This is a genomic window from Chryseolinea soli (genome assembly GCF_003589925.1).
GTDB classification, from domain to species: Bacteria; Bacteroidota; Bacteroidia; order Cytophagales; family Cyclobacteriaceae; genus Chryseolinea; species Chryseolinea soli.
In genome coordinates this window covers 2,915,674-2,939,924 of sequence record NZ_CP032382.1, presented here as the reverse complement: position 1 = coordinate 2,939,924, position 24,251 = coordinate 2,915,674, and the positions used below count along the sequence as shown (strand labels likewise).

Here is a 24,251-nt window from a genome sequence, read left to right as displayed (position 1 = left end):
AAAACGCAATGCTATTTGCCTGCGTCTGAAAAAAGACGACCCGGGGACAGGGTTTCCTCCGGGTCTTGAAGGCTGTTGGCCATTGAATGCGGGGTACGAATACTAAAGGCCGGCAGGCCGCCGTTGTATCCGTACCTAAAAACCCTTCCTCATGAAATCGTTTACCGCCGGTTTCTGTTTCCTGTTGCTGTTGACAGGAACCCGTTTGCAGGCCAGCCATATCCGCTCCGTGGAAATTCAGGCGTTGCAGCAAAATTGTAGTGTGCTCACCTATACGATCGTGGTCATTGGCTATGTCAACTATGGCACTCCCGTTGCCTTTGGCGGCGACGGAAGCCTGCTAAGTTTTGGTAATGGCAGCTCGGTTGTATTGCCCGAACTGATAGACATCGACACGATCGATGCCCTCTTAAAGGTTGGCCGCGTACAATTCGAGACCACGGTCACCTTCCTCAATCCAGGCACGTATACTATTTCCTACACCGAAGCCAACCGAAATGAAGGGGTTTTGAATTTCACCGGTTCCGGTTCTACCGTCTTTTATACGGAGGTCTCACTCCTGATAGAACCCTGCCACTGCAATTCTTTGCCTACGCTCAGCGTCCCTCCCATTGATCGTGCATGCCCGGGATTGGCTTTCTATCACGCGATCGGTGCCGCCGACCGGGATGGGGACAGTTTATCGTATGGCTTATCCGTGCCGCTGTCGACGTCCAACACACCCGTCACCAACTATAAGTCTCCAAACGACATCGCATTTTACGCTGGCGTCGACTATAACCATGCCACGGAAGCGCACAATGGTCCGCCGACTTTCTCCATTGATCCCATAACGGGTTTGCTGACCTGGGATGCTCCCAACACCGTGGGTGAGTACACGATTTCGATCCGGATCTATGAATGGAGACGCTCGCCGAACGATAGCCTCTGGAACCTTACAGGCTACGTGTTACGCGACATGCAGATCATTGTCGAGGATTGTATGAACCGCCGGCCGGAAATAAGTGTCCCGCAAGACGTCTGCGTGATCGCCGGCACATTGGTAAACGTAACCTTGAAGGGCTCGGACCCCGATGGAGATCCCGTCATCATGGAGGCGTTTTCGGATATTTTTTCCTTTGATGAAAACCCGGCGACCGTTCAAAACAACGGTAGACAGCAATCGACATCACCTCCATACGACACTGCCTCGCTTGCGTTTTCCTGGAAGCCCGCTTGTGTTCGCGTGCGGGAGCAGCCCTATGCGGTTGTCTTTAAGATCACCGACCGTCCGCGCTCAGGGCCACCGTTGGTTCGGTTTCAAACTTTGTTTGTAAAGGTGCTGGCGCCAGCGCCGGAATACGAACGGGTGACCGTTAATCCGGTGAATAAGGTTCTCACGTTACAGTGGAAATCGCCCGCGTGCGCAAACACGAAAGCCATACAAGTATGGCGGCGGGTGGCGCGCTATACGTACGACCCACCGGAATGTGTCACAGGCATGCCGAAAGCTTTGCGCTACCGGTTGCTGGCCGAATTGCCGGGAGATGCCGTCAGCTACACGGATGCTGCCATAGCCGTGGGTGCGCAATATTGTTACCGGATCGTGTCATTGGTGGGCGATGCCAAGGTTCCCAGCCGGATCTCTTTGGATACTTGTCTTATTCCCAAACCACCGGAAGCGCCCGTGATCACCACGGTGAGCGTAACAAAAACCCATGCGACCACCGGCCACACCCTGGTGCGCTGGACATCGCCGTTTGCCTTGGATAAAAATCAGTATCCGCCGCCCTACACGTATAAAGTGTATCGCAGCAATGGACTGGCGAGTTCCGATTTTGTTTTTGTACAGGGCCCTTTACAGGATACGGTTTTTATCGATACGTTGAATACACAGGATCTTGCGCATCGCTACCGGATCGAGTTGTACGTGCCCGCCCTCACCACGGCACCGGTAGACACATCGGATGCGGCTTCATCGGTATTTCTCTCCGCTCAGCCTGACACGAAAGAACTATCGATGGCCTGGGATGCGGAAACGCCTTGGTATAATTTCACGCAAGCATATCCGTATCATCTTATTTACAGAAATGAAACCGGTCCTGATGGACCTTTCACGCTGTTGGATAGTGTGGATGTCAATGAGAATGGATTTGTGTATACCGATCTGAGGGCGCAACCCGATATTGTCTATTACTATAAAGTGTTAACACGGGGGTCCTATGGAAATCCGGACCTTCCGCACCCCCTGGAAAATTTCTCACAAGTATTGCGTGCCCTAAAACCTGATACGATACCGCCATGCGCCCCGGTCGCTGTGATGGAGACGACGGACTGCCGTTCCTTTTCGTGCCTGGGCAACAACTACGCAAACAAAATTACCTGGAGCATGCCGGCGCAGTGCGGCGACGACATTGAAACCTACCAGGTCTTTGTCTCGGACGATGAGGTTAACTATACGCCGCTGGCCCGCGTGACCGGGAATTCTTTTATGCACGGCGGACTTCCATCGCTGGCGAAATGTTATACGGTGGCGGCGATCGATCCTGCAGGCAATATGAGCCCCCAAAGTCAGCCCGTTTGCAACGACAACTGCGGCTTTGTGACGTTTGCCAATGTGATCACTCCCTATAATGCCGATGGACGTAATGATTATTTTGAGGCCTTTACCGACGTGGCCGATGGGGCTTCGTGCCCTCGTTTTGTAAAGTCCATTGCTCTGAAGATCTATGATCGATGGGGCAAGGAAGTTTTTGCGCTGGATGCCCTGCCAGGTGGGGAAAATAATTATGTCTTTTGGAATGGGCTGGACCCGGCCGGCAAGAAGGTGAGCAGCGGCGTGTATTTTTATTCGGCCGATGTGTATTTCGATATGCGCAATCCGGAAGCGCAGCACCGGGTGGTGAAGGGTTGGGTGCAGGTTATTGATTGAACAGGAGTTTCTGCTTTTGGGAAATCTCTTACCTTTGTGCACTTAAAATCGCACCATGGAGATAAAGAACATTCCCTTGCATCAGCTTCACGTTTCATTGGGTGGAAAGATCGTTCCCTTTGCAGGGTACAATATGCCCGTCCGCTATTCATCGGATATCGAAGAGCACATGACCGTGCGGAACGGCGTGGGTGTGTTCGACGTATCGCACATGGGCGAATTTCTTTTGAAGGGCCCCAACGCACTCGACCTCATCCAGCGCGTGACCAGCAACGACGCCTCCACGCTCGTGGACGGCCAGGCACAATATTCCTGCCTGCCCAACCAAACCGGCGGCATCGTGGACGATCTCATCGTCTATAAAATTGAAGACGAAGGCTATATGCTGGTGGTCAATGCCTCCAACATCGACAAAGACTGGAACTGGATCAGCCAGTTCAATACCAAGGGTGTGGACATGAAAAATGTTTCGGACGATACGTGCCTGTTCGCCGTGCAGGGCCCGAAGGCCGTCGCCACCCTGCAAAAACTGACCAAGACAGACCTTAGCACCATAAAATACTACCATTTCACCGTTGGCGAATTTGCCGGGGTGAAGAACGTGATCATGTCCAACACGGGCTACACGGGTGCTGGCGGCTTCGAGATCTATGTGGACAAGGCCTACGCCGAAAAGATCTGGCACGCCATCTTTGAAGCCGGTAAAGAATTTGACATCAAACCCATTGGTCTAGGTGCCCGCGACACGCTGCGCCTGGAGATGGGCTTCTGCCTCTACGGCAACGACATCGACGACACCACGTCGCCGCTGGAAGGAGGATTGGGATGGATCACCAAATTCAAAAAAGATTTCACCAACTCCTCCGCCCTCAAAAAGCAAAAAGAAGAAGGCGTCACCCGCAAGCTGGTGGGCTTTAAAATGGTGGACAAAGGCATTCCCCGCCACGACTATCTCATTAAAAATGCTGCCGGCGACGTGATTGGAAAAGTAACCTCAGGGACCATGTCGCCCTTGCTGGGTATCGGCATCGGGTTGGGCTACGTGACCACCTCCAACTCCGCCGTAGGTTCCGAGATCTTCATCGATGTTCGCGGGAAGGCGTTGAAAGCGCAAGTGAGCAAAACACCACTGATCGGTTAGTCCATCGCTTTTTTTGTCCATCTGGTTATGAAGACTATCGACGTTTGCCTCAGTCCCGACCTGATGCACTTGTATAAAGTGCACGACCGCACCGTGGTGGTGGTCGATATTTTCCGGGCCACCTCGTGCATGACCACGGCCCTGGCACACGGCATCGAAAGCATCACACCGTTTGCCTCCCTGGACGACTGCCGGGCCATGAAAGCAAAAGGCTATTTCACTGCAGGCGAACGCGACGGAAAAAAGGTAGACGGCTTCGATTTGGGAAACTCCCCTTTCGAGTACATGGCCGAATCGCTCAAGGGCGCAAAGATCGCTTTCACCACGACCAACGGCACACAGGCCATTGCCAAATCGGCAGACGCTAAAGAAATTATCATCGGTTCCTTCCTCAACCTTTCGGCCGTCGCGAAGTATTTGCGCAATGGCGACAACAACGTGCTGGTGGTGTGCGCGGGATGGAAAGGAAAAGTGAATTTGGAGGATACACTTTTTGCCGGCGCGTTGGTTGAACTTTTAAAAGATCACATCGAACCGGATTGTGATGCACCCCTTGCTGCGCAGCATTTATACAATCAGGCCAAAAACGATCTCGAAGGATTCCTCAAAAATGCGAGTCACGTGAAGCGGCTGGCGAAACTCCATGTATTCAAGGACATCTCGTTTTGTCTCACGCCGGATCAGTTCAACGTGATCCCGGTGTTGAAGGAAAATGTGCTGGTGCCCTATGTCGGGTAGTCGTATCGCTACACCCTGATATAGATCTTTCGCTTGTCCAAAACATAGCCCACAGCCCAGCAGGTCAGCATAAAGAAAAACGCAAACAGGAACGAGGCATTGATAGGGCTGAAGATCTTTTCAAATCCCAAATAAACCGAACGTTGCAGACTGCCGGATGCGGTTGGGATCATGTACATGATGATGATCAACAATTCCGAAAGCAGGTAGATGAACAACGGATTTTTTCCAAACACTAAAAAGAACGGCGTCCACTTGGTGCGATGGAGGATTTCCAGCACATAGATGAGGAACGACAACACCATGAGATCGATGCCCACGGTGAGCAGTACGAAGGAGCTTGTCCACAATTTTTTGTTGATAGGGAAAACCATATCCCAGGTGAGGGCCAGAAAGACCAGCAACCCACCGGCTAACATGAGTTTAGCGATGGTTTCGTATTTATTTCCATACCGCCGGATAAAATCCCCGGCGAGGTAACCAAAGATCACGTTCACAATCGACGGCAGCGTGCTCAACAGTCCTTCGGGTTCGAATGCTATGCCTTCTCCATGATACAGGTGTTGTTCACCAAACAGCCACAAATCAATTTTTGATCCTGCATTTCCCGCCAGGCTATATGGATCATTGGCATCGCCATACGCATAACTCAAGATCCAATAGGCCAGCAACGCAAATGCACTAAACCAAATGGCAAAGCGCTTTGAACCGTAGTGTAGTATGATCGACGCAAAGAAATAGCACAACGCGATGCGTTGCAGTACGCCCAGGATCCGGGTGGTCGTGATTGACTTGAAGGCCCATTCGCCGCTCTCGTCAGGACGGAAAAACGGGAACCAGTACATCAAAAAACCCAACAGAAAAATGATGGCCGTCCGCTTCAATGTTTTCCGCCAGAAAACGCCTTCGCCTTGCAACTCATATTTATGGAGCGAGAACGCCATGGCATTGCCTACGGCGAAAAGAAAAGAAGGGAACACAAGGTCGGTGGGTGTGAAACCATGCCACGAGGCGTGCAGCAGGGGCGCGTAGTTGATGGGACCGCCGCCCGTGTTGACAATGATCATAAAGCAAACGGTCATTCCCCGAAACACATCGAGGGAAAGGTAGCGCTGATTCTCGGACATAAGCTGTTCAGGATTTGACTAAAGCTCCAGGATTTTTTCCAACCGTGCAAGAGAGACGCATACGAAATCGGAGACACACCGCGCACACCGAAATATTTTTTTTAAATGGCGCCCTATTTTTGATAGACCACTTTCCCGCCTACCCAGGTTGTCAACACTTTTACGTCTCTGATCTCGGGAGAAGGAATGACGGTGATGTCTTTCTCCAGCCGCACCATGTCGGCCAGCATGCCGGGCGCCAGCATGCCTTTGATGTTCTCCTCAAAGGATGCATAAGCGGCATTGGTGGTGTAAGCCTGTAACGCTTCTTCCACGGTGATCTTTTGTTCCGGGATCCATCCGTCATCGTTTTTGCCGTCCAGGGTGCGGCGTGTCACGGCAGCATAGATGCCTTCCAACGGTGTGGGTGGCGCCACGAACCAGTCGCTGCCAAAGGCAAGCTTGGCGTGGGCGTCCAGCAGGGAGCGAAAGGCGTAGGTGGTCTTCGAGCGTTCGTGACCGATGACTTTCTCGGCCCAACGGCCGTCGTCGATGGCGTGGTAAGGTTGCATGCTAGGGATGATCATTTGGGCAGCGAAGCGCTTGATGTCGTCCGGGGCAATGTGTTGCGCGTGTTCGATGCGAAAGCGGCGATCGCGGTTGCCATTCTCGTGGGCCACCTGGTCGAAGGTGTTCAGCAACGTGTGAATGGCTTTGTCGCCGATGGCGTGCACTGTCACCTGGAGCCCGGCGCTATCGGCAGATTTGATGAGGCTGTGCAGTTCCTGCTCGCGGATCACAAAGAAGCCCGAATCTTTCGGGGTGTCGTCGAAGGGCTTGAAGAAGGCGGCGGTGTGCGAGCCCAGCGAGCCGTCTACAAATTCTTTCAGCACGCCCCTGCGCAGCCAAGCGTCGCCACGTCCCTTTTGTTTTATTTTATCGGCAAGTGCTTTCCAATCGCTCAACATCATGCCGGAATAGATGCGGGTGGTGAGGGCATGGCGGTCGTGGGCCCGCTCGAACACTTCCTGGTAGCCCATCATATTGTGCGCGGAGGTTACACCGCGCGCGGCCACATAGGCCATGGCCGCCTCCAGGGCCTTGTCCTCCTGGTCTGGGGTGGGCGGTGGCACGGCCTTGGAGATCATGCCCATGGCATTGTCTTTAAAGATGCCTGTGGGTTTGCCCGCTTTGTCGCGCACGATAGAACCGCCGGCAACGTCTTTCACCTGGTCAGTAATGCCGGCAGCTTTCAGCGCGGCCGTGTTGGCCAGGCACATGTGGCCGTCGAGGCGGTTGATCCATACCGGGTGGTCTACAGTGACGGAATCGATCCACGCGCGCGTGGGCAACTCGCCGCCCCAGTTCTCATGGTCCCAATCGCCGGCGGTGATCCACACGCCTTTCGGGAGCGTTAGCGCGTGGGCTTTGATGCGTGAAATAAATTCATCAGGTGTTTTTGCATCGCGCAACTGCACGGATGAAAGGGCGAAACCACCGTCGATGAAGTGTGTATGGCAATCGATAAAGCCGGGGGTCAACAGCTCTCCTTGGTTTAGGGTGATCACCTCGGTTTTTTCACCTTGCCATTTCTTTATCGCACCGGCGTCGCCGACGGCTGCAACGGTATCGCCACTTACGGCAACCCCCTCAGCCCACGGTTGCGACGGATTGCCGGTCCAGATGCGGCCGAGAATAATTTTATCTGCTGCGGGATGCTGGCTGCAGGCGACCAGCAAGCATCCTGCGATGACGGCGCCGAAGACGTTTTTCATTTCAATTTGGGGTTTTGATGATGACGGTCTTTATCGCGTTGGCTTTTCTTTTCCAGGTTGCGGGCAAACGCTTCCGTGAGGTTCACGCCCGTTTGATTGGCCAGGCAGATCAATACCCACAACACATCCGCCATCTCATCGCCAAGATCTTTGTTCTTGTCGGATTCTTTTTCCGACTGTTCGCCATACCGCCGCGCCATGATGCGCGCGACCTCGCCCACCTCTTCCGTGAGCATGGCCATGTTGGTGAGCTCATTGAAATAGCGCACACCGTGTGTCTTTATCCACTCGTCCACTTGTTGCTGGGCTTGTTCAAGAGTCATGCGGTTCGGGATTGAGTTTAGGATTGAAGCTTTGCTAAAAATGCGGGGGGCAACGGAGCGATCTTTCTGACGGCATAGTCGAAGGTGATGATCGCCAGCTTGGCCAAGGCCACTTCCTTGCCCGATGCTTTTTGCGTGACGCGATATAACATATCAAACCCCACGCGATGAAAATCCGAAACGCCCATCTGAAAAAAAAGCTCGTCGCCCAGAAAAGCCTCCGATTTGTATACGACACCCAAATCCGCGATCACTTGCCCAACAGTTCCATCCAAATGCAGTTCGTTTTCTATGCCCCGCGTTCGGTAGAACTCAACCCGTACATCCTGCATCAGTGTAAGGATCCTGTCGTGGCCCACATGCGCGCCATAGTTCAGATCCGAGGCGCGAACGGTCAGGGTGGTCTCGTAAATAAATTTCTCCGGTAATTGAATTTGTATGCGGGACATAAGGCTTCAGGAAATTAAAGTGATCCGGCATGGATCACAAGCTCTTCCACAAGTACAAGGTAGCATAAGCTTCCCAGCCTTTGTACTTTTTGAATACCTTTTTCATTTCGTCGGGCGTAGGTTTGCGGTCAAGCTTCTTGTATTTTTTTACCACGTTGTACAAACCCGCGTCTTCCAGGGGAAAGGCATCGGGGTAGCGAAAGGTTTTCATCAGGGCATAGTTGGCCGTCCAGTTGCCCACGCCTTTTATTTTCATGAGGCGTTCCTTGGCTTCCTGCAACGGCAAACCTTTCAGGCTTTCTTTGGAGACGGTGCCGTTGGCAAAAGCTTCGGCAATCGTGATGGTGTAGGCTGCTTTTTGGCGCGAGTACTGCAAGGGCAGCAACAGGTCGGGCGACAACACGGCCACGGCTTCCGGAACGGGAAACAAATAATATCTCCTGTCCAGCATTTGCAACGACGCACCGAATTGCTCTACAAATCTTTGTTTCAACGTATAGGCAAACGCCACATTGATCTGCTGGCCCAGCATGGCCCAGGTGACGGCCTCGTAGAGATCGGGCTGGCCCACGATACGGTAGCCGTAGTATTGCTGCACGAGGTCTTTCAGCAACTTATCTTTCTCCGCCATGGCATAGAAAGGTTTGAGGTCGGTGTCCAGGTCAAACCATTCGCGCACATAGGCGATCACTTCTTCTTGTTGGACTGGGGTGAGACTCTCCGCCAAAACGTCGATCCGGACTTTCTTTTTTTCGAACGACACTTCGATGGCGACCACATCATCGTCAACGCGCAGGGCTTTGCGCACGGTTTCGCCTTCCACCTGGTGGAGCAGCTCACGGGGCGAGCGCTTCAGGAAAGACAAGGCCTGGTCGAAACTGAATTCCTTGGGAACGGGAACCGTGAGCGTGATCATTTATAGCGGCACTGGGTGTTGTCAGATTTTATGAAATACGATTTATAGTTCAAGGCCTTCGGGTCGGTGCAGCCTTTCAGGTTCATCAGTTGTACTTTACGGAATTCCAGCGGATGACTTTCGGCTTGCAACGCAATATAGCCTTCCTTCAACGGCGTGCCATGCTTGGCCATCCATTGGAGCGAGTCGGCAAAGCCGCCGCGCGTCCAGTTCATGCTGCCCCCCACAAAACCACCCCCGACACGCGGGTGTTCATAGGTGAGTACGGTGTCCTTTCCCAAAATGTGATGAACGATCGAGTCGCCCAACACCACGGCCTCGATAGTGACCCATTCACTCTCGTCGTAGTTCCTTGAGTTCGAGTCGATGCAATGGCCAGGAAAGAGGCTTCCTTTTTGAAAAACTTCTGTGCCGGGGGTGCACAGATTGCCGGTGGTTCGTTTCACCGAATCGTTGCTCGCCAGGAACTGCATTTCGAGGGATACCGGGAACGTCTGATTTTTTGTCAACGTAGAGGCCGCCTGCGAATGGAGCATGACGCCGCTGTTCAGGTAAGCATAGTCGGGTCCGCCGCGCAGCTGTTTGCCCCGGAAGCGATACTCCAGCCGAATTCTGTAATAAGAAAAAGGTTGATGATAATAAAGATGGCCGAATTCGCCGTCAAATTTATCGTAGTGGCTATAGTCAATCTCCAGTAGGCTGTCTTTTACATAAAAGGTGTTATTGAAATTATCGTTCAGATCGTGTTTCGCGATCTTGATATCCCAGCCGGTAAGATCTTTGTTGTTGAACAGGTCGATCCATTCCTCTCGGGTGGAATCGGGGTTGCTTTTTGTAGCACAGGCACTTATCAAAAATAACAGGGCTAAAGAAAACAGGAGATTAAAATGCTTCATGCGACGAAAGTACGGAATTGGGCGAGAAATCCCCGGGGGTTTTCTGCTGGCGGTATTCAAGATCGTAGCATACCCCGGCCGATAACCGCGGCATGATTTATAGCAAAAGTGTTCCCGCTATACCTTAATGCTGTTGAGTTCCTTCTCGATCGCCGCCACCACATCGTCTTGCTTTAACATTTTGGCAGCCTCCATTTTTCCTTTGAGGGACAGCACACGCCGCGGTGCACGTTTCAGGGCATTGTCGAAATATTGCAGGGCTTCGCTGGGCTGGTTTTGGCTGAGCAGGAATTCGCCGTAGAGTTCGGATGAAGGCTTGGCCACCGGTGGGCCGTAACCAAAGGCAATGCGATCCTCGAACGAAGCAGCATCTTTCAGCCAGCGGTTGGCGGCGGTGAGGTCTTTCTGCTGCCAGGCTTTCATGCCCTGAAGTTCCATCTCCATCAGCTGCACGAGATCGATATCGGTCTTCGTCGTATTTTCACGACTCGCACCACTGCCACAAAGGGCAATGCCATCGCTATCGATCTTCGAGAGCTCGAGCACGCGGTCCCGATCCATGGTGGCGATAACTTTTTCCATCGTCGGAATGTCGGCCATTGCATACGCCCGCATGCCTTTGACAAAGTTCTCCAAGCCCTGGGTGGCAACGTTCAATCCTTTGGCATCGGTTTCGTGCGCCACAAAAGACGATTTCCAGTCATTGGTTTCCACGGCGTAAGACGATTTCAAATAGATCTCGTGGGTGCGGCCTTTGATGGAGGGTTGTGTAGCACAGTAGGTCATCATGTCCTGCAAAAGTTTTTGAGCGTCTTGGATGCGGCCCTGTTGCAGGTAGCCGTATTCCAGCCAGTGAAAGGAATGATAGCCCAGTGCATCGTTGGGTAAATTTCTTTTTTGCTTCCGGTTCACGCTGGCTTGCCACGACACTTCATTTGAACTTACTACGCGGTCCCACATGCCGAGGGCGAGATAAATATGCGTGGGCATGTGCAGGGCATGCGTCGCATCGTGGGCCACGACGGAATATTCGTCTGCTGCCTGGAGGGCTTCGCGGGCATGATAAGGATCGTCGTTCGCATGAATAAAATAATGCAACGCTCCGGGGTGATTCGGGTTCTCTTTCAAGATCTGCGCAGAGATGCGCGCGCTCTGCCGGTACAATTCCTCGCTGCGGCCTACGGGCTCTGCACCCAACAACGCCAGGGCATACAGCGACGCTACTTCATGGTTGCCGGGATATTTGTTGTATAGCTCGCCCATGAATTTGGCATAGGCCCGGTCGCGTTCTGTTTTTGTTCCCTCACCATAGAGAACGTTCACAGCTTGCAGAAAATCTTTCTCCAGCGGCGTTGCCCCTTTGGCCACCCGTGCTTCCGGTGTTGCGGCCAGACGCTTCAATGTGGCTGCCGCTTTTTCATAATCCTGCTCCTGCCAGATGGCGTGGTTGTAGGTCATGGCCTCTCCCCAGAAGGCCATCGCACACGTGGGGTCCAGTGTTTGCGCTTCGCGGAAAGCTTCGGCGGCGTCCATGAACTCAAAGCTGTGCATCAACAAATGGCCTTTCAGAAAAGCTTGCTGCGCAGCATCGGTGCCCGCCACCTCGAACGTTACCGTGCCGAGTGTGTAGTTGGTTTTGGAGGGTTGTTTACAGGAGAGCACCGTGGCGCAGAGAAACAACCCGGAGAGGAAGAGGGTTTTCATGGTGTTCGGATTTAAGCATAGAAAGGTACTTCTTTTTATGCCGATGATCAACGAAAAAATCCACCCCGTTTCATTCCGCAAGTTTCGGGTTGAGCGGGTCCACCGGATCCCGGATCTTTACAGAAAAAAATTATGGAGGATATTGTCGCTATGCCCTGGGAATCGATCTATACTGCACTCAATGAAAAAGGGTACGCCCTGCTGCCGCGGGTGCTCTCGGCCGACGAGTGCCGGCACCTTTCCGGATTGTATGCCGACCCGGATCTCTACCGGAACACGATCAACATGCAGCGTTATCGCTTTGGCAAAGGAGAGTATAAATATTTCAACTATCCCCTGCCACCGACCATCCAAGTCTTGCGAGAAATGCTGTACGCGCCGTTGGCCAAGCTCGCCAATGCCTGGATGCAGAAGTTGGGGATGGATATTACCTATCCCGGCGATCACAAAGCGCTCGTCGCGCATTGTCACGATCATGATCAGCCCAGGCCAACGCCGCTGATCCTTCGGTATGAAGCGGGAGGATTCAATACGCTTCACCAGGATCTTTATGGCGCCGTGTATTTTCCTTTCCAGGTGGTGTTTGTGTTAAGTCAGGCGGGGAGGGATCATGAGGGCGGGGAGTTTGTGCTTACGGAGCAGGTGCCTCGCGCGCAGTCGAAGGCGGAGGTGTTGCAGCCGAATCAGGGAGATGCGCTCATCTTCACCACTAATTTCCGGCCCGTAAAAGGCTCGCGGGGATATTATCGTGCTACGATGAAGCACGGCGTTAGCGAAGTGAAATCAGGAGTGCGGTATTCGTTGGGCATCATTTTTCATGATGCGGCATGACGATGTGAAAATCATTTTTGAACCGCAGAGTCGCAGAGGCAGCAAAGAAGACACAAATTATGCTTTGCATTGACTTTGCGACTCTGCGGTTCAATTTATTTCTTCGGAGGGATAGCAATATTATCCGCCACCAACATCACAAAATCCTTTCCCTTCAAAAATCCTTTTCCCCACTCGGCATCATATTTATCGGTGATGCCCAGGCTTGCCAGGTCTTCTTTCTTCTTTCCCTTCTTCAACGCTGCGGCCACCTGATCGCGAATATCCGCCAACCGGTCGCGAAACACTTTCACGTCGGCTTTTGTACTCACCTCGCCATGCCCGGGAATCACTTTGGCATTGTCATCCATCAAGGCGAGGACTTTGTCCAGGGCCGCTATCATCCCGTTCACAGAACCGCCGCTGGAAACGTCGATAAACGGATAGCCATACGTGACAAACATATCGCCCATGTGATACACATTCGCTTTCTTGAAATGAACGATCACGTCACCATCGGTGTGGCCGGGATCGAAGTGGATCAGTTCGATGTCTTCGTTGTTGATGTGGAGGTTCAGTTTGTCGGCAAACGTGATATCGGGCAAGGCATCTTTTTCGCGTGGCGGAACTTTTTCGTTCATGCGATTCACCGTTTCCCTGGTCATGCGCTCGCGCACCTGGTCCTGGGCCAGGATGGTGATGCCCATCTTTTTAAAGTTGTCGTTGCCACCGGTGTGGTCGCCATGGATGTGGGTGTTGATGAGGAATTTTATCTCTCCCGGGCTAAGGGTTTTGATGGCGCCGTTGATCTTATTCGAGAGGGGCGCAAACTGGTCGTCGATCATCAGCGTGCCGTCGTTTCCGATGAGCACCCCGATGTTGCCGCCGGAACCTTTTAACATATACAGGTTGTTGCTTACCAGCACGGGCCGTATCCTCACCGTATCGTAGTTGGGTTGTTGGGCCAGGATCGCGGCCGTGGTGGCCATCGCAAAAAAGAGCGTCAGTAAAGTTCTTTTCATGATTGTGGGATTTCTTTAAAAATAAAGAAAAGTCGAAAGATTACGCTACCCCTCATCACAAATGAAGTCCGCAAGAAGCAGGTTGAGTAATCGCCCCGGCGGTGGCAATTTTGAGTCAACAAAAAAATGATAGTTTTATGCTGTTGACCATGAACGAAAACCACATTAATTACCAGCGTATCGAAGAAGCTATTCTTTACCTGGAAAAAAATTTTCAACGCCAACCCGAACTGGACGAGGTGGCCGAAAAAGTTCATCTTTCACCCTTTCACTTTCAGCGCATCTTCACGGAATGGGCGGGCATCAGTCCCAAGCGATTCCTGCAGTTCCTGACGGTCGATTTCCTGAAAGAGAAACTGGAACAATCCCGCAACCTGGTGGAAGCCGCCGAATCGGCCGGGCTCTCCAGCCAATCGCGGGTCTATGATCTGTTCACCACGCTGGAAGGTGTGACACCCCAGGAGTACAAACTCCACGGCTCCGGGCTGCACATTCACTATGGCATCCACGAAACGCCTTTCGGCAACTGCCTCCTTGCCGTGACCGACCGAGGCATCTGCTGGCTGTCGTTCCTGGCCACGGACGAAGATGCCAAGGGGCACATCGAGGCCATGAAAGAACACTGGCACAATTCGATCTTTCACCAGGACCAGGCGCTCACGGCATCCTTTGTCGATCGGATCTTTCATCCGGGTGAGGCCCCCGCATCGGGACGGCTCCATGTGTTTGTGAAGGGCACAAACTTCCAGCTCAAGGTGTGGGAAGCGCTGTTAAAGATCCCCATGGGCAACGTGACCACCTACCAGGGCATTGCCGCCAACATCCACAATCCGAATGCCCTGCAGGCCGTTGGATCGGCGGTGGGCGCCAACCACATTGCCTATCTCATCCCGTGCCATCGCGTCATCCGCAAAGACGGTATCCTGGGTGAGTACCGGTGGAGCCCTGCCCGGAAGAAGAGCATCATCGGCTGGGAAATGGCCAAAACCGAAACGAAATGAGCCTTTGTGGCCGCTTTCGCGATCAACAAAAACGTTGACACCAGCGAAGTAGGAGGTTAGGACCCTGACAAAGAACAACATATATTTTTTTGTCTTCCACGTTTTTTGAGATACTTTACCGTTACATTCTGGAGCTGCTCTATGCTGCCAAGGTCCTAACTTTCGAAAGCTGTGAAATTGTTATTTGGTTATATCAAAAGACGCCTGGGGGTCTTCCTGTTGTTTATGCTGCCCGCCTTCGCGGTACGGGCACAAGATTCACTGATGACGGTCCTAGAGGCTGAACTCGCCCGGAGTTTTACCGAGTTAAAAAAAGCAACTGTCCCGGCCTACTACATCGACTATCGCGTCGACGATTTGTCGAACCTTCACCTGAGTACGTCCTTTGGCAGTCTGGTGCGCGCCGGCAGCGACAAAAGCCGTGTGCTGGTGTCGCGCGTGAAAGTGGGCAGCTATGCATTTGACAACACCCATCCGCAAGGACCCGACGACTTCGAAATGCACGAGGGTTCGGACCCCACGGAACTGCCCTATGAAAACGAGAAGATCGCCCTGCGCATGGGCATCTGGATGACCACCCAAAACCAATACAAACAAGCGCTGCGCGGATTCAAAGCCGCCCGCCAGGCGCGCGAGCGGATCACCACGCCGGTCACCACCACACCCACGGACGATTTCTCGAAAGAGGCCCCGACCCGCTATTATGAACCACCCCAGACCGACCTGATCACCGCTTTCGACAACGCCACCTGGAAAGAAAAACTCAAAAAATATTCCGCCCTCTTCCTGAAAAACAGTGACCTCGTCGAAGGGGACGTATCGCTGCAATTTTCCCAGGAACGAAAATATTTCATCACCACCGAACAAACCCAGATCGTTCAAAACAACACGTCGGCCTACATCCACGTGAACGGCAGCATCCGCGCCAGCGACGGCGATGTGATCCCGCTCCACCTCTCCTACTATGCCGTAACACCCGATGGATTTCCCGCCGATGAAAAAATCATGGGCGACATCGAAAAGATGATCGCATCCCTGGAGAAACTAAAAACGGCGCCACTGGCCGAGCCCTACAGTGGACCGGCCATTCTGCTGGCACCCGCCGCCGGTGTTTTCTTCCACGAAATTTTTGGTCACCGGGTGGAGGGCCATCGCATGAAGAAAGAATACGACGGCCACACCTTCAAAGCCAAGATCGGCGAATACGTGTTGCCCAAAACCTTGCAAGTATATTTCGATCCCACGCTGACCACCATCGATGGCAAACCGATCAACGGCGGCTATAAATACGACGACGAAGGCATCAAAGGCGAACGCGTGACCGTGGTGGACAAAGGCATGCTGAAAACTTTCCTCATGTCGCGCACACCGCTGGAAAACCTGGCTCGCTCCAATGGTCACGGTCGCGCGTCCATCGGCATGGAACCCGTTTCGCGGCAATCCAACCTGATCGTGGAAACATCGAAAGGCGTGCCCATGGAAGATCTGCGGAAAATGTTGCTGAAGGAATGCAAACGCCAGGGTAAACCCTATGGCTACCTGTTTCGCGATGTCGTCGGGGGATTTACGGTGACGGATCGTTACAATCCCAACGCGTTCAACATTTTCCCCACCATGGTCTATCGCATTTATGTCGATGGCCGCGCCGACGAGCTGGTGCGGGGCGTCGACCTGATCGGCACACCCCTCGCGATGTTTGCCGAAATACAAGCCACGGGCAACGACCGCGATACGTTTATCGGTTTTTGCGGCGCCGAGTCGGGCTATGTACCGGTGAGTGCCGCATCGCCTTCTTTGTTCGTGCGAAGGATCGAAACACAAAAGAAACCCCGTCAACACCAGGAGGCCACCCTGTTGAGCCGCCCGGGATCACAACCTCAACCGTAAGGCTATGCGCATATTTCGTGTTATAAGACCCGTTGTTCTTTTTGCCGGATGGATGGCCATCGCTCAACCGCTGTGTGCGCAAGAACGAGAGTCCGTCATCCTCAAAGCGATGAAGGACGAGATGAAGCGAACGATGACCGACGCCAAATATGAAGGCCACGACAAACCCTTCTATATCAGCTATGGCATCAACGACCGTCATGTGTTCACCGCCCAGGCCACCTTGGGTGCCCTGATCCGGTCCGACGCCTTTCAAAGCCGGAACAAATCGGTGCGGCTGCTGGTGGGCAACTACACCTTCAACGACGAAAGCCTCGACAACAACCTGACCAGTCCACCCAATGCCAACGATCTCTCCGTCCCCCTCGACGACGACTATTACGGCATACGCCGCGCGCTGTGGGCTTCCACCGACGTGGTCTACAAAGGCGCAGCGCAGAAATACAAAAAACACCAGCTCACCCTGAAGGAAGAAAATAAAAAACTGGAAGACCTTCCCCACCGCGAGTTTGCCACCGTGCCCGTGGTGACAAAAATCGATTTTGCCAAACCTTTCAACCTGAACCAGGAACACTGGAACAAGTACACAAAAGAGTTGTCCGCCGTCTTCAAATCGTATCCCGATATTGAAGGCTCAGCCGTAGCCCTGACGATTACCTATGGCGATGAGTATTTTGTGAACAGCGAAGGCACCACCATTGTGAAGCCCTTCACCACCGTCTATCTGCAATGCGGCGCCTACATGGAAACCGAAAAAGGCGAACCCTTCTTCGACAACTTGGTGCGCTACGCCCGCACACCGGAAGAGCTCCCCAGCCTCGCAGACATGAAAGCCGAAGTGGAGAAGATGGCCCGCAAGCTCACCACCTCGAAAGACAACGTGGCCTTGGAAGAAGAGTATAACGGCCCCGTGTTGTTCCTGGGCCCCGCCGTAGCCGAAATTTTCTCCAATGCGTTCTTCTCTTATCGCGACAACCTCGTCGCCTCCAACACGCTCACCAGCACAATGGATCGCAACGAAGGCAGCACCGGCATGGATGCCAAGATTGGAAAGCTCTTCATCGACAACGCCTTCACCGTCACAGCCCGCACATCCCTCCAAAAATTCAACAACACCTCGCTCCTCGGCAGCTATGACATCGACGACGAAGGTGTGGTGCCTCAAGAAAATCTCGTGCTCATCGAAAAAGGCATCCTGAAAAATCAATTGAACGATCGTTCCCTCACGAAAACAGGCCAGGTCGCCAACGGGCACGCTAGTGGTCCAGGTGTCCTGGAGGTTTCCACCAGCAACGGTCAAACGACTCAAGCGCTGAAGCAGGCCCTCATCGATGCAGCCAAGAAAGACGGTCTTGAATTTGCCCTCATCGCTCGAAAAATTTCCTCTGGCGGCGACGGAGTTCCGGAGATCTATAAAGTGAATCTTGAAACCGGAAAAGAAGAATTACTTCGCTCGGCAAGAATGGGTTCAGGCGGTTTGAAAAATCTAAAGCGCGTACCCGCCGTGGGCAAAGAAAAACAAGTGGTCAATCTCCAAACTTCCGGAGGCAGTCTGGTATCCTTTATCGTCCCCGATGCACTGTTGCTGGATAATATGGATGCGGCACCGTTGCGGATTCCTTATCAGGAGGAGAATAAGATTTATATTTCCAGTCCATTGAAGAACTAAGAGGAGCTTGTGCTTGCGCGTGTTGCAGCCGTTCAAAGTTTTCCGACAGAGCGCGTCATTCCGCATGCACGCACGTCATCTGGCTTCGCACGTTTTTCAAGGAATCCAGTGGATAGCGCATTTTGATCCGTGTGGTGATGCATTTTGAATGGGGGGTACGCTTTTCGGTGTTTGCCGGGTTTCGTTTTACGGCGTTCGAAGCGTCTCCAGATCCGTGCACTCGAAATTCGGGATGTCTTGAATTTCAGGCGTAGTTCTCTAACCAGCATGTGCCTGCGATATGACGCGCAAATTCACGTCGCCCAAGCCTTCCCCACCTCTGCCAGCGGTACACATCCATGATACGGTCCGGGAACCTGCTTGTACTGCAACACTTCAGTAGCCCCAGGCTGACTCGTAAAAAATCCCAGCAGCGTCAGTTCCTTCATTTTTAGAACGAAGGGTTTGTCCCCATCCTTTCCGGCATTCCACCAGCCTGTGGGACCTCCTTTGCCGGCAGCAGCCAGCGCCTCATCGTGATGTTTTTTGAAATGGGCTACGCGTTGTTCAGGTTTCAAGTCCATGAAGCCGTCGCCCAAAGTTTTTTTCGCGTCTTCCTCAAAAGCGTTGAGACCTTCTATGAATTTCTCTTGAGCCTCTTTACTATAGACTTCCTTCAACATGCTGTCGATAAATCCAGGCACACCCGCGTCTTTGGCGCCGGGGGTGGTTGTCTTCGGGAGAATGATCTCGGAAAGTTCAGCGATGGTTTGGGCCTGCGGTTCACTAAAAAATACGGGCTTGAATGAAAGCTCAGGTGAGGCTTTACATCCGTTAAGCACACCTACCATGGCGGGTGCGGATATGGCATAGCCCAGGGCGAGGGCGGTGCGTTGAATGGCTTCTCTTCTGTTCATTGTCAGTGATTCAATTGTTACAGATTTCCTTTTTTCAATTCGTTCACGGCGTAGTCGGCGGCACGGGCGGTCAGCGCCATGTAGGTCAGCGACGGATTTTGGCAAGCCGATGAGGTCATGGCGGCGCCGTCGGTAACAAATACATTGGGGGCTTCGTGCACAGCGTTCCACTTGTTCAGTACCGACGTCTTGGGGTCTTTGCCCATGCGGGCGGTGCCCATTTCGTGGATGCCGAGGCCGATGTTATCGGGGTTGTCGTAGGTGGCCACGTTTTTGAAGCCGGCAGCTTCCAGCATTTCGGCGGCGCTGTCTTTCATGTCTTTGCGCATAGCCTTTTCGTTGGGTCCCCATTCGGCGTCAAAGCTCAGGGTAGGCAAGCCATAGATGTCGGTTTTATCCTTGTTCAGGGTCACGTGGTTGCTATGGCTGGGCAGGCATTCGCCAAAGCCGGTGATGCCAATGCTCCATCCTCCGGGTTCCGTGAGTGAATTTTTCAAATCCTCTCCAAAGGACATTTCCCTCACACCACGTTGCCACTCGCTGCGGCTTGCGGCGCCTTGATAACCAAAGCCGCGGAGATAGTCCGTGCGCTTGTCGTCGCCTACGTTGCGGAAGCGGGGGATATAGATGCCGTTGGGGCGGCGACCGATGTAGTACTTGTCTTCATAGCCTTCCACGAGTGCTGTTGCTCCTGCGCGATATTGGTGATCCATGATGTTGTGGCCCAACTCGCCGCTGCCATTACCCAGTCCATTGGGGAAGCGGTTGGAGATGGAGTTCATCAAAATGAAAGTGCTGCCCAGGGTGGAGGCGTTCAGGAAAATAATTTTTGCAAAATAGTCCACCTCCTGTTTGGTCTCTGCGTCCAGCACTTTCACGCCGATCGCTTTGCCCTTCTTTTCGTCATATATAATAGAATGCACGATGGCATTGGGCTTCAACGTCATGTTGCCGGTTTTGGCAGCTGCCGGCAAAGTGGAAGCATTGCTGCTGAAATAGGCTCCATAAGGGCAACCCCGGTCGCACATGTTCCGCGACTGGCATACGCCGCGACTGGGATCGTGCGGCAACGGCGCCGTGAGATGGGCCACGCGGCCGATGGTGATCTTGCGGCCGTTGAATTTTTCGGCCACTTTATCGCGAAACGTCTCTTCCACGCAATTCAACTCCATCGGGGGCAAAAACTTTCCGTCGGGCAAATGCGGGATACCTTCGGCGCGACCGCTCACGCCAATAAAGGTTTCTACGTAGTCATACCACGGCGCCAGGTCGGCATAGCGAATGGGCCAGTCGACGCCCACGCCGTCTTTGGCATTGGCGGTGAAATCCAGATCCGACAGGCGGTAGGTTTGCTTGCCCCACATGATGGAGCGGCCGCCGGTGTGATAGCCACGGATCCAGTCGAAGGGTTTCACTTCCGTGTATGGGTTTTCCGTGTCCTTCACCCACCAGTGCTTGTTGGCCTGGCTCACCCAGTTGGTGCGCGACTGCACGGGATAAAATTTCAGTTCTTCGTCCGTCAGCTTGTTGCCGTGGGGAAGCTGCCACGGGTCTTTAGTCATCGTGGGATAGTCCACAACGTGTTTCACGTCGCGGCCGCGCTCCAGAACGAGGGTTTTCAGTCCTTTTTGGGTAAGCTCCTTGGCGGCCCATCCACCGCTGATGCCGGTGCCCACGACGATGGCGTCGTAGGATTGTTGTTTTTGTGCGTCGATATTGAGGTTCATGCCTTCCGGGTAAATTTCGGGTGTTTAACTTAGCCAGGGCCGGGTCCATTTCCAAGGCGGAACCGTTTTTTCTTCTCATTTCAATCGATCGAAGCGGCATTTCCGCCGGCGAAAAAATCAGGTGTAACGGGGGATAACCTCGGAGCTGACAAAACGCGTTCTTAGATTAACCAACCCCTATACACTATGCTGCGCAATTACTGGCTGATCACCCTCCGGAATTTCCAACGGCAAAAAATGTTTGCCCTCCTCAACATGTCCGGCCTTGCCCTGGGATTGGCCAGTGCCATTCTCATTTTTCTCTATGTGAGCGACGAACTGCAGTACGACACGATGCATCCCTATTTCCACAACACCTATCGCATCGGCTGCCGCTTCACCAATCGCGAAGGACAGACGTTCGACAACACCACCTCGCCCGGTTTCTGGTTGAAGCAGCTCAAAGAAACGCGCAGCGAAGTGATCAGCGGCACGCGCGTCGACTATATCGGCTATCCGACGTCACTCCATCACAAGGCCAAAGACAAGATCATCCTCACCGAAGAGATCAAATGGGCAGAACCGCATTTCGACCAGATCCTCGATTTTAAACTGGTGAAGGGCAACCAGGAGAAGATGTTCGACGACCACAACACGATGGTGCTGAGCGAAACCGGTGCCCGGCGGCTGTTCGGCGACCAGGATCCGATCGGCGAAACGATCACCTTAAAACACAACTTCGCCACGCAAGGACGCGAGATCGACGTAGTGGTTACCGGGGTATTCAAAGACTACCCGGCCAATTCGCATTTCAAGCCCAAGTACCTCATCAACGTCAACGCCTTCCGCACCATTATGGGCGACAACTTCAACAACTACATGGAGGGCTTGCGCTTCCGCGACAACATCGAGTTCTTCGAAAACTACGTGGTGATGAAACCCGGGACCGACATGAAACCCATCGAGGCTGAATTGCAACGCATGTCGGACCAACTCACCCAAGCCGACTCCAACTTTGTGGCCAACGGTTTTAAACTGGCACCCTTCATCGTGAAAATGGAAGACATGCATTTTGATGAAAAAGTCCTGTGGGAGGAAGACAACACACAGGGCAACAAAAGCTACCTCGCCATTTTCAGCACAGTGGCCATCCTCATCCTGCTCATCGCATGCATCAACTACATGAACCTGGCCACAGCCCGCTCGGCGCGGCGTGCCAAAGAAGTGGGTCTGCGCAAATCGCTGGGCAGCAAACGACGCGAGATCGCCAAACAATTCTTTTTCGAGTCGACGTTGATGACGGTAGCCGCGTTGGTCCTGGCGGTTTTGTTGGTGATCGCCTTCCTGCAGCCTTTCAATCAATTGGCTCACAAAACTTTTACGGTGGCCTCGTTGCTCAATCCGTACATGATCGCCATTGTGTTGGTCATCGTCTTTTTGATGGCCTTTATCTCCGGCAGTTATCCCGCCATTTATCTCTCTGGTTTCAAACCCTCCGAAGTATTGAAGGGGCAAGTGGTGAAAGGGCGTGGCGCTGAACTGTTTCGCAAAAGTCTCGTCACCGCGCAGTATGCCGTGGCACTCGTTCTCATCATCTCCACGTTCACGATCATCCGGCAGATGAGCTACATGCAAAACACAAAACTGAACGAGCAGGGCGGTCAGCTGCTTTCCATCCGCTATGGCGGCAATGCGCCGCAGGATAAATTTCTCGCCTTCAAACAAGCCGTGTTGCAAGACAAAGACATCGAGCACGTGACCATGGCCAACCACCTGCCACGCCTCAACTACTTTGGCTTCATCGGCGCCACCGTCCGGTTTCCCGGATTGCACGAAGAAGAAATGCAATGGAACCAACTGAACGTGGATTTCGATTTCCCAAAAACATACGACCTCGAGTTTATCGCCGGTCGCGATTTTGACGCCGCCAACATCAACGACTCCTCGTCGGTCATCCTGAACGAAGCGGCGGTCAAAGCTTTGAATCAACCGATCGAAAAAGTGATGGGTTCGTCGGTCACCCTCAGGAACAATCGCGGCGACGGCAGTTCTTCTTCGTTCCGGGTGATCGGCATTGTAAAAGATTTCCCGTTCCGCTCCATGCACCAGGCCATCGAGCCGCTCATGCTCAACCCGCACGTCCACTTCATCGATCGCATCGCCTATATCAAACTGCCGCCTGGAAAATTCCAGGAGAAGATCGCTTCCATCGAAAAGAAATGGAAAGAGATCATGCCCGGCGTGGGTTTCGACTACTGGTTTGTGAGCGACGAGTTCAACCGGATGTACCTGGAGGAAGGACGGGTATCGTCGTTGTCGAAAAGTTTTGCCGTGCTGGCCATTCTCATCACCGTGCTAGGCGTCTTCGGGCTTGCCTCCTACACCGCGGAGCAAAAGACCAAGGAGGTGGGCATCCGCAAAGTGTTGGGGGCCGTGGTGAAGCAAGTGGTGGGTATGTTCCTGTGGGTGTTTGTCAAGATCTTTCTCGTGTCGGCGGTTATTGCCGTGCCGGCTGCATATTTCATTGCGCGATATTGGTTGGAGGGATTTATGTACCGGTCGTCGATCAGTCCGCTGATCTTTGGGGTGAGCCTGTTGGGACTTCTACTGGTGACGCTGATCACCATCAGTTACGAAACCTGGAAGGCGGCAAGGACCAACCCGGTGAACGCGTTGCGCAGCGAATAATGCCCATCCAAAGTCAAAGAATGTAAAAAATCGCCCCTAATGTACCGACGCAAACGCGTGAGGTGCATTCACGCCCGGCAGATCTTTTCACCCGATTGATGCTTCCCCGTTTTTTAGTAGGTTTGTAAAGCAAGGTTGATCGTCCACCACCATACCCGGCGCTCAACCCAAACCGAATCGCGCCCACGCATGAAAGCACTCAGTACACTCCTCTTCTTGATCCTGGCCGCTGCTGCCTATGGACAGGCCACCGACACTGTTAAACAAAAAACCACTGTCAGGGTCGACACGGTGACCAAGATCATCTACATGGCTGCCGACACCCCCGCTGAATTTCCCGGTGGCGCCAGCGGCATGACCAAATTCTTCCGCAAAAATTTCAAATGGAAACAACCCCACAACATCGTCGTGGGCAAGGTCTTCGTAGAATTCTGGGTAGACACCAATGGAAAAATAGTGGAAGAGCATATTGAACGTGGCTTGTGCCCGTCGTGCGACAAAGAAGCTTTGCGCCTCGTAAAGATCATGCCCGATTGGAAGCCGGCCACGCATTTGGGCAAACCCATTAAGTCAAGGCAATTGGTCCCCATTCCCTTTACCCTTTAAGGGTTAC

19 protein-coding genes are annotated in these 24,251 nt (G+C 53.1%); 9 read left to right on the top strand and 10 right to left on the bottom strand.

Annotated elements, in window-relative coordinates:
• The first annotated feature begins 151 nt into the window (after positions 1-151).
• From D4L85_RS12705 to D4L85_RS12695, 3 genes are read left to right on the top strand one after another with little or no spacing between them, the layout of a single operon-like run.
• A complete protein-coding gene (locus D4L85_RS12705; protein WP_119754658.1) occupies positions 152-2,911 on the top strand; it encodes a T9SS type B sorting domain-containing protein in 2,760 nt (919 codons plus the stop codon).
• Between the two features lie 55 nt (positions 2,912-2,966).
• Entirely contained in the window at positions 2,967-4,052 is a 1,086-nt protein-coding gene (gene gcvT, locus D4L85_RS12700) for a glycine cleavage system aminomethyltransferase GcvT (protein WP_119754657.1), read from the top strand.
• Between the two features lie 27 nt (positions 4,053-4,079).
• The gene (locus D4L85_RS12695) at positions 4,080-4,790 is read left to right on the top strand and encodes a 2-phosphosulfolactate phosphatase (protein ID WP_119754656.1); all 711 of its coding nucleotides are present in this window, start codon (positions 4,080-4,082) and stop codon (positions 4,788-4,790) included.
• Positions 4,791-4,798: 8 nt separating this feature from the next.
• Here the strand turns inward: D4L85_RS12695 and D4L85_RS12690 are convergent, their stop codons facing one another.
• The 7 genes from D4L85_RS12690 to D4L85_RS12660 all read right to left on the bottom strand — a co-directional run bounded on the left by D4L85_RS12690 (position 4,799) and on the right by D4L85_RS12660 (position 11,959).
• Complete coding sequence (locus tag D4L85_RS12690; RefSeq protein WP_119754655.1) at positions 4,799-5,917, bottom strand: acyltransferase family protein; 1,119 nt, start codon at positions 5,915-5,917, stop codon at positions 4,799-4,801.
• Between the two features lie 113 nt (positions 5,918-6,030).
• On the bottom strand, positions 6,031-7,671 hold the full coding sequence (locus tag D4L85_RS12685) for an amidohydrolase (RefSeq protein WP_119754653.1): 1,641 nt from the start codon (positions 7,669-7,671) through the stop codon (positions 6,031-6,033).
• Positions 7,668-7,994 (bottom strand): nucleotide pyrophosphohydrolase, encoded by a 327-nt coding sequence (locus tag D4L85_RS12680; protein ID WP_119754652.1) that lies wholly within the window; start codon positions 7,992-7,994, stop codon positions 7,668-7,670. The genes D4L85_RS12685 and D4L85_RS12680 overlap by 4 nt, the downstream gene beginning before the upstream one ends.
• 17 nt (positions 7,995-8,011) lie before the next feature.
• A complete protein-coding gene (locus tag D4L85_RS12675) occupies positions 8,012-8,443 on the bottom strand; it encodes an acyl-CoA thioesterase (protein WP_119754651.1) in 432 nt (143 codons plus the stop codon).
• A 34-nt stretch (positions 8,444-8,477) separates the two neighbouring features.
• Complete coding sequence (locus D4L85_RS12670; protein ID WP_119754650.1) at positions 8,478-9,359, bottom strand: DNA-3-methyladenine glycosylase family protein; 882 nt, start codon at positions 9,357-9,359, stop codon at positions 8,478-8,480.
• On the bottom strand, positions 9,356-10,255 hold the full coding sequence (locus tag D4L85_RS12665) for a 3-keto-disaccharide hydrolase (protein ID WP_119754649.1): 900 nt from the start codon (positions 10,253-10,255) through the stop codon (positions 9,356-9,358). Before D4L85_RS12665 ends, D4L85_RS12670 begins: the two co-directional genes overlap by 4 nt.
• 117 nt (positions 10,256-10,372) lie before the next feature.
• Positions 10,373-11,959 (bottom strand): hypothetical protein, encoded by a 1,587-nt coding sequence (locus D4L85_RS12660; RefSeq protein WP_119754648.1) that lies wholly within the window; start codon positions 11,957-11,959, stop codon positions 10,373-10,375.
• Between the two features lie 132 nt (positions 11,960-12,091).
• Here D4L85_RS12660 and D4L85_RS12655 point away from each other — a divergent pair, with 132 nt between their 5' ends.
• Positions 12,092-12,790 (top strand): 2OG-Fe(II) oxygenase, encoded by a 699-nt coding sequence (locus tag D4L85_RS12655; protein WP_119754647.1) that lies wholly within the window; start codon positions 12,092-12,094, stop codon positions 12,788-12,790.
• Positions 12,791-12,885: 95 nt separating this feature from the next.
• Here the strand turns inward: D4L85_RS12655 and D4L85_RS12650 are convergent, their stop codons facing one another.
• Positions 12,886-13,791, bottom strand: coding sequence for an MBL fold metallo-hydrolase (locus tag D4L85_RS12650; RefSeq protein ID WP_119754646.1), 906 nt, complete (start codon positions 13,789-13,791; stop codon positions 12,886-12,888).
• Positions 13,792-13,928: 137 nt separating this feature from the next.
• Between D4L85_RS12650 and D4L85_RS12645 the strand changes: the two genes are divergently transcribed.
• The 3 genes from D4L85_RS12645 (at position 13,929) to D4L85_RS12635 (ending at position 18,348) form a co-directional block, all read left to right on the top strand.
• Positions 13,929-14,792 (top strand): methylated-DNA--[protein]-cysteine S-methyltransferase, encoded by an 864-nt coding sequence (locus tag D4L85_RS12645; protein WP_228450871.1) that lies wholly within the window; start codon positions 13,929-13,931, stop codon positions 14,790-14,792.
• Positions 14,793-14,963: 171 nt separating this feature from the next.
• Entirely contained in the window at positions 14,964-16,679 is a 1,716-nt protein-coding gene (locus tag D4L85_RS12640; RefSeq protein WP_119754645.1) for a metallopeptidase TldD-related protein, read from the top strand.
• Between the two features lie 4 nt (positions 16,680-16,683).
• On the top strand, positions 16,684-18,348 hold the full coding sequence (locus D4L85_RS12635; RefSeq protein WP_119754644.1) for a metallopeptidase TldD-related protein: 1,665 nt from the start codon (positions 16,684-16,686) through the stop codon (positions 18,346-18,348).
• A gap of 293 nt (positions 18,349-18,641) precedes the next feature.
• On the opposite strand, the gene D4L85_RS12630 is transcribed toward D4L85_RS12635, so the two are convergent.
• Positions 18,642-19,244, bottom strand: coding sequence for a gluconate 2-dehydrogenase subunit 3 family protein (locus tag D4L85_RS12630; protein ID WP_119754643.1), 603 nt, complete (start codon positions 19,242-19,244; stop codon positions 18,642-18,644).
• 17 nt (positions 19,245-19,261) lie between these two features.
• Positions 19,262-20,971: a GMC oxidoreductase gene (locus tag D4L85_RS12625; protein ID WP_119754642.1), complete on the bottom strand. Its 1,710-nt coding sequence runs from the start codon at positions 20,969-20,971 to the stop codon at positions 19,262-19,264.
• 186 nt (positions 20,972-21,157) lie between these two features.
• Here D4L85_RS12625 and D4L85_RS12620 point away from each other — a divergent pair, with 186 nt between their 5' ends.
• Both D4L85_RS12620 and D4L85_RS12615 read left to right on the top strand, forming a co-directional pair.
• On the top strand, positions 21,158-23,638 hold the full coding sequence (locus D4L85_RS12620; RefSeq protein WP_119754641.1) for an ABC transporter permease: 2,481 nt from the start codon (positions 21,158-21,160) through the stop codon (positions 23,636-23,638).
• 189 nt (positions 23,639-23,827) lie between these two features.
• Complete coding sequence (locus D4L85_RS12615; protein ID WP_160143693.1) at positions 23,828-24,244, top strand: energy transducer TonB; 417 nt, start codon at positions 23,828-23,830, stop codon at positions 24,242-24,244.
• The last annotated feature ends 7 nt before the right edge of the window (positions 24,245-24,251 follow it).

What these genes read in the sequence shown, in the direction of transcription:
- D4L85_RS12680 (WP_119754652.1), bottom strand. Translation starts at nt 7,994, where the DNA reads ATGACTCTTGAACAAGCCCAGCAACAAGTGGACGAGTGGATAAAGACA.
- D4L85_RS12665 (WP_119754649.1), bottom strand. Translation starts at nt 10,255, where the DNA reads ATGAAGCATTTTAATCTCCTGTTTTCTTTAGCCCTGTTATTTTTGATA.
- D4L85_RS12705 (WP_119754658.1), top strand. Translation starts at nt 152, where the DNA reads ATGAAATCGTTTACCGCCGGTTTCTGTTTCCTGTTGCTGTTGACAGGA.
- D4L85_RS12655 (WP_119754647.1), top strand. Translation starts at nt 12,092, where the DNA reads ATGGAGGATATTGTCGCTATGCCCTGGGAATCGATCTATACTGCACTC.
- D4L85_RS12635 (WP_119754644.1), top strand. Translation starts at nt 16,684, where the DNA reads ATGCGCATATTTCGTGTTATAAGACCCGTTGTTCTTTTTGCCGGATGG.
- D4L85_RS12615 (WP_160143693.1), top strand. Translation starts at nt 23,828, where the DNA reads ATGAAAGCACTCAGTACACTCCTCTTCTTGATCCTGGCCGCTGCTGCC.
- D4L85_RS12650 (WP_119754646.1), bottom strand. Translation starts at nt 13,791, where the DNA reads ATGAAAAGAACTTTACTGACGCTCTTTTTTGCGATGGCCACCACGGCC.
- D4L85_RS12685 (WP_119754653.1), bottom strand. Translation starts at nt 7,671, where the DNA reads ATGAAAAACGTCTTCGGCGCCGTCATCGCAGGATGCTTGCTGGTCGCC.
- D4L85_RS12675 (WP_119754651.1), bottom strand. Translation starts at nt 8,443, where the DNA reads ATGTCCCGCATACAAATTCAATTACCGGAGAAATTTATTTACGAGACC.
- D4L85_RS12630 (WP_119754643.1), bottom strand. Translation starts at nt 19,244, where the DNA reads ATGAACAGAAGAGAAGCCATTCAACGCACCGCCCTCGCCCTGGGCTAT.
- D4L85_RS12695 (WP_119754656.1), top strand. Translation starts at nt 4,080, where the DNA reads ATGAAGACTATCGACGTTTGCCTCAGTCCCGACCTGATGCACTTGTAT.
- D4L85_RS12645 (WP_228450871.1), top strand. Translation starts at nt 13,929, where the DNA reads ATGCTGTTGACCATGAACGAAAACCACATTAATTACCAGCGTATCGAA.
- D4L85_RS12660 (WP_119754648.1), bottom strand. Translation starts at nt 11,959, where the DNA reads ATGAAAACCCTCTTCCTCTCCGGGTTGTTTCTCTGCGCCACGGTGCTC.
- D4L85_RS12690 (WP_119754655.1), bottom strand. Translation starts at nt 5,917, where the DNA reads ATGTCCGAGAATCAGCGCTACCTTTCCCTCGATGTGTTTCGGGGAATG.
- gcvT (WP_119754657.1), top strand. Translation starts at nt 2,967, where the DNA reads ATGGAGATAAAGAACATTCCCTTGCATCAGCTTCACGTTTCATTGGGT.
- D4L85_RS12620 (WP_119754641.1), top strand. Translation starts at nt 21,158, where the DNA reads ATGCTGCGCAATTACTGGCTGATCACCCTCCGGAATTTCCAACGGCAA.
- D4L85_RS12625 (WP_119754642.1), bottom strand. Translation starts at nt 20,971, where the DNA reads ATGAACCTCAATATCGACGCACAAAAACAACAATCCTACGACGCCATC.
- D4L85_RS12670 (WP_119754650.1), bottom strand. Translation starts at nt 9,359, where the DNA reads ATGATCACGCTCACGGTTCCCGTTCCCAAGGAATTCAGTTTCGACCAG.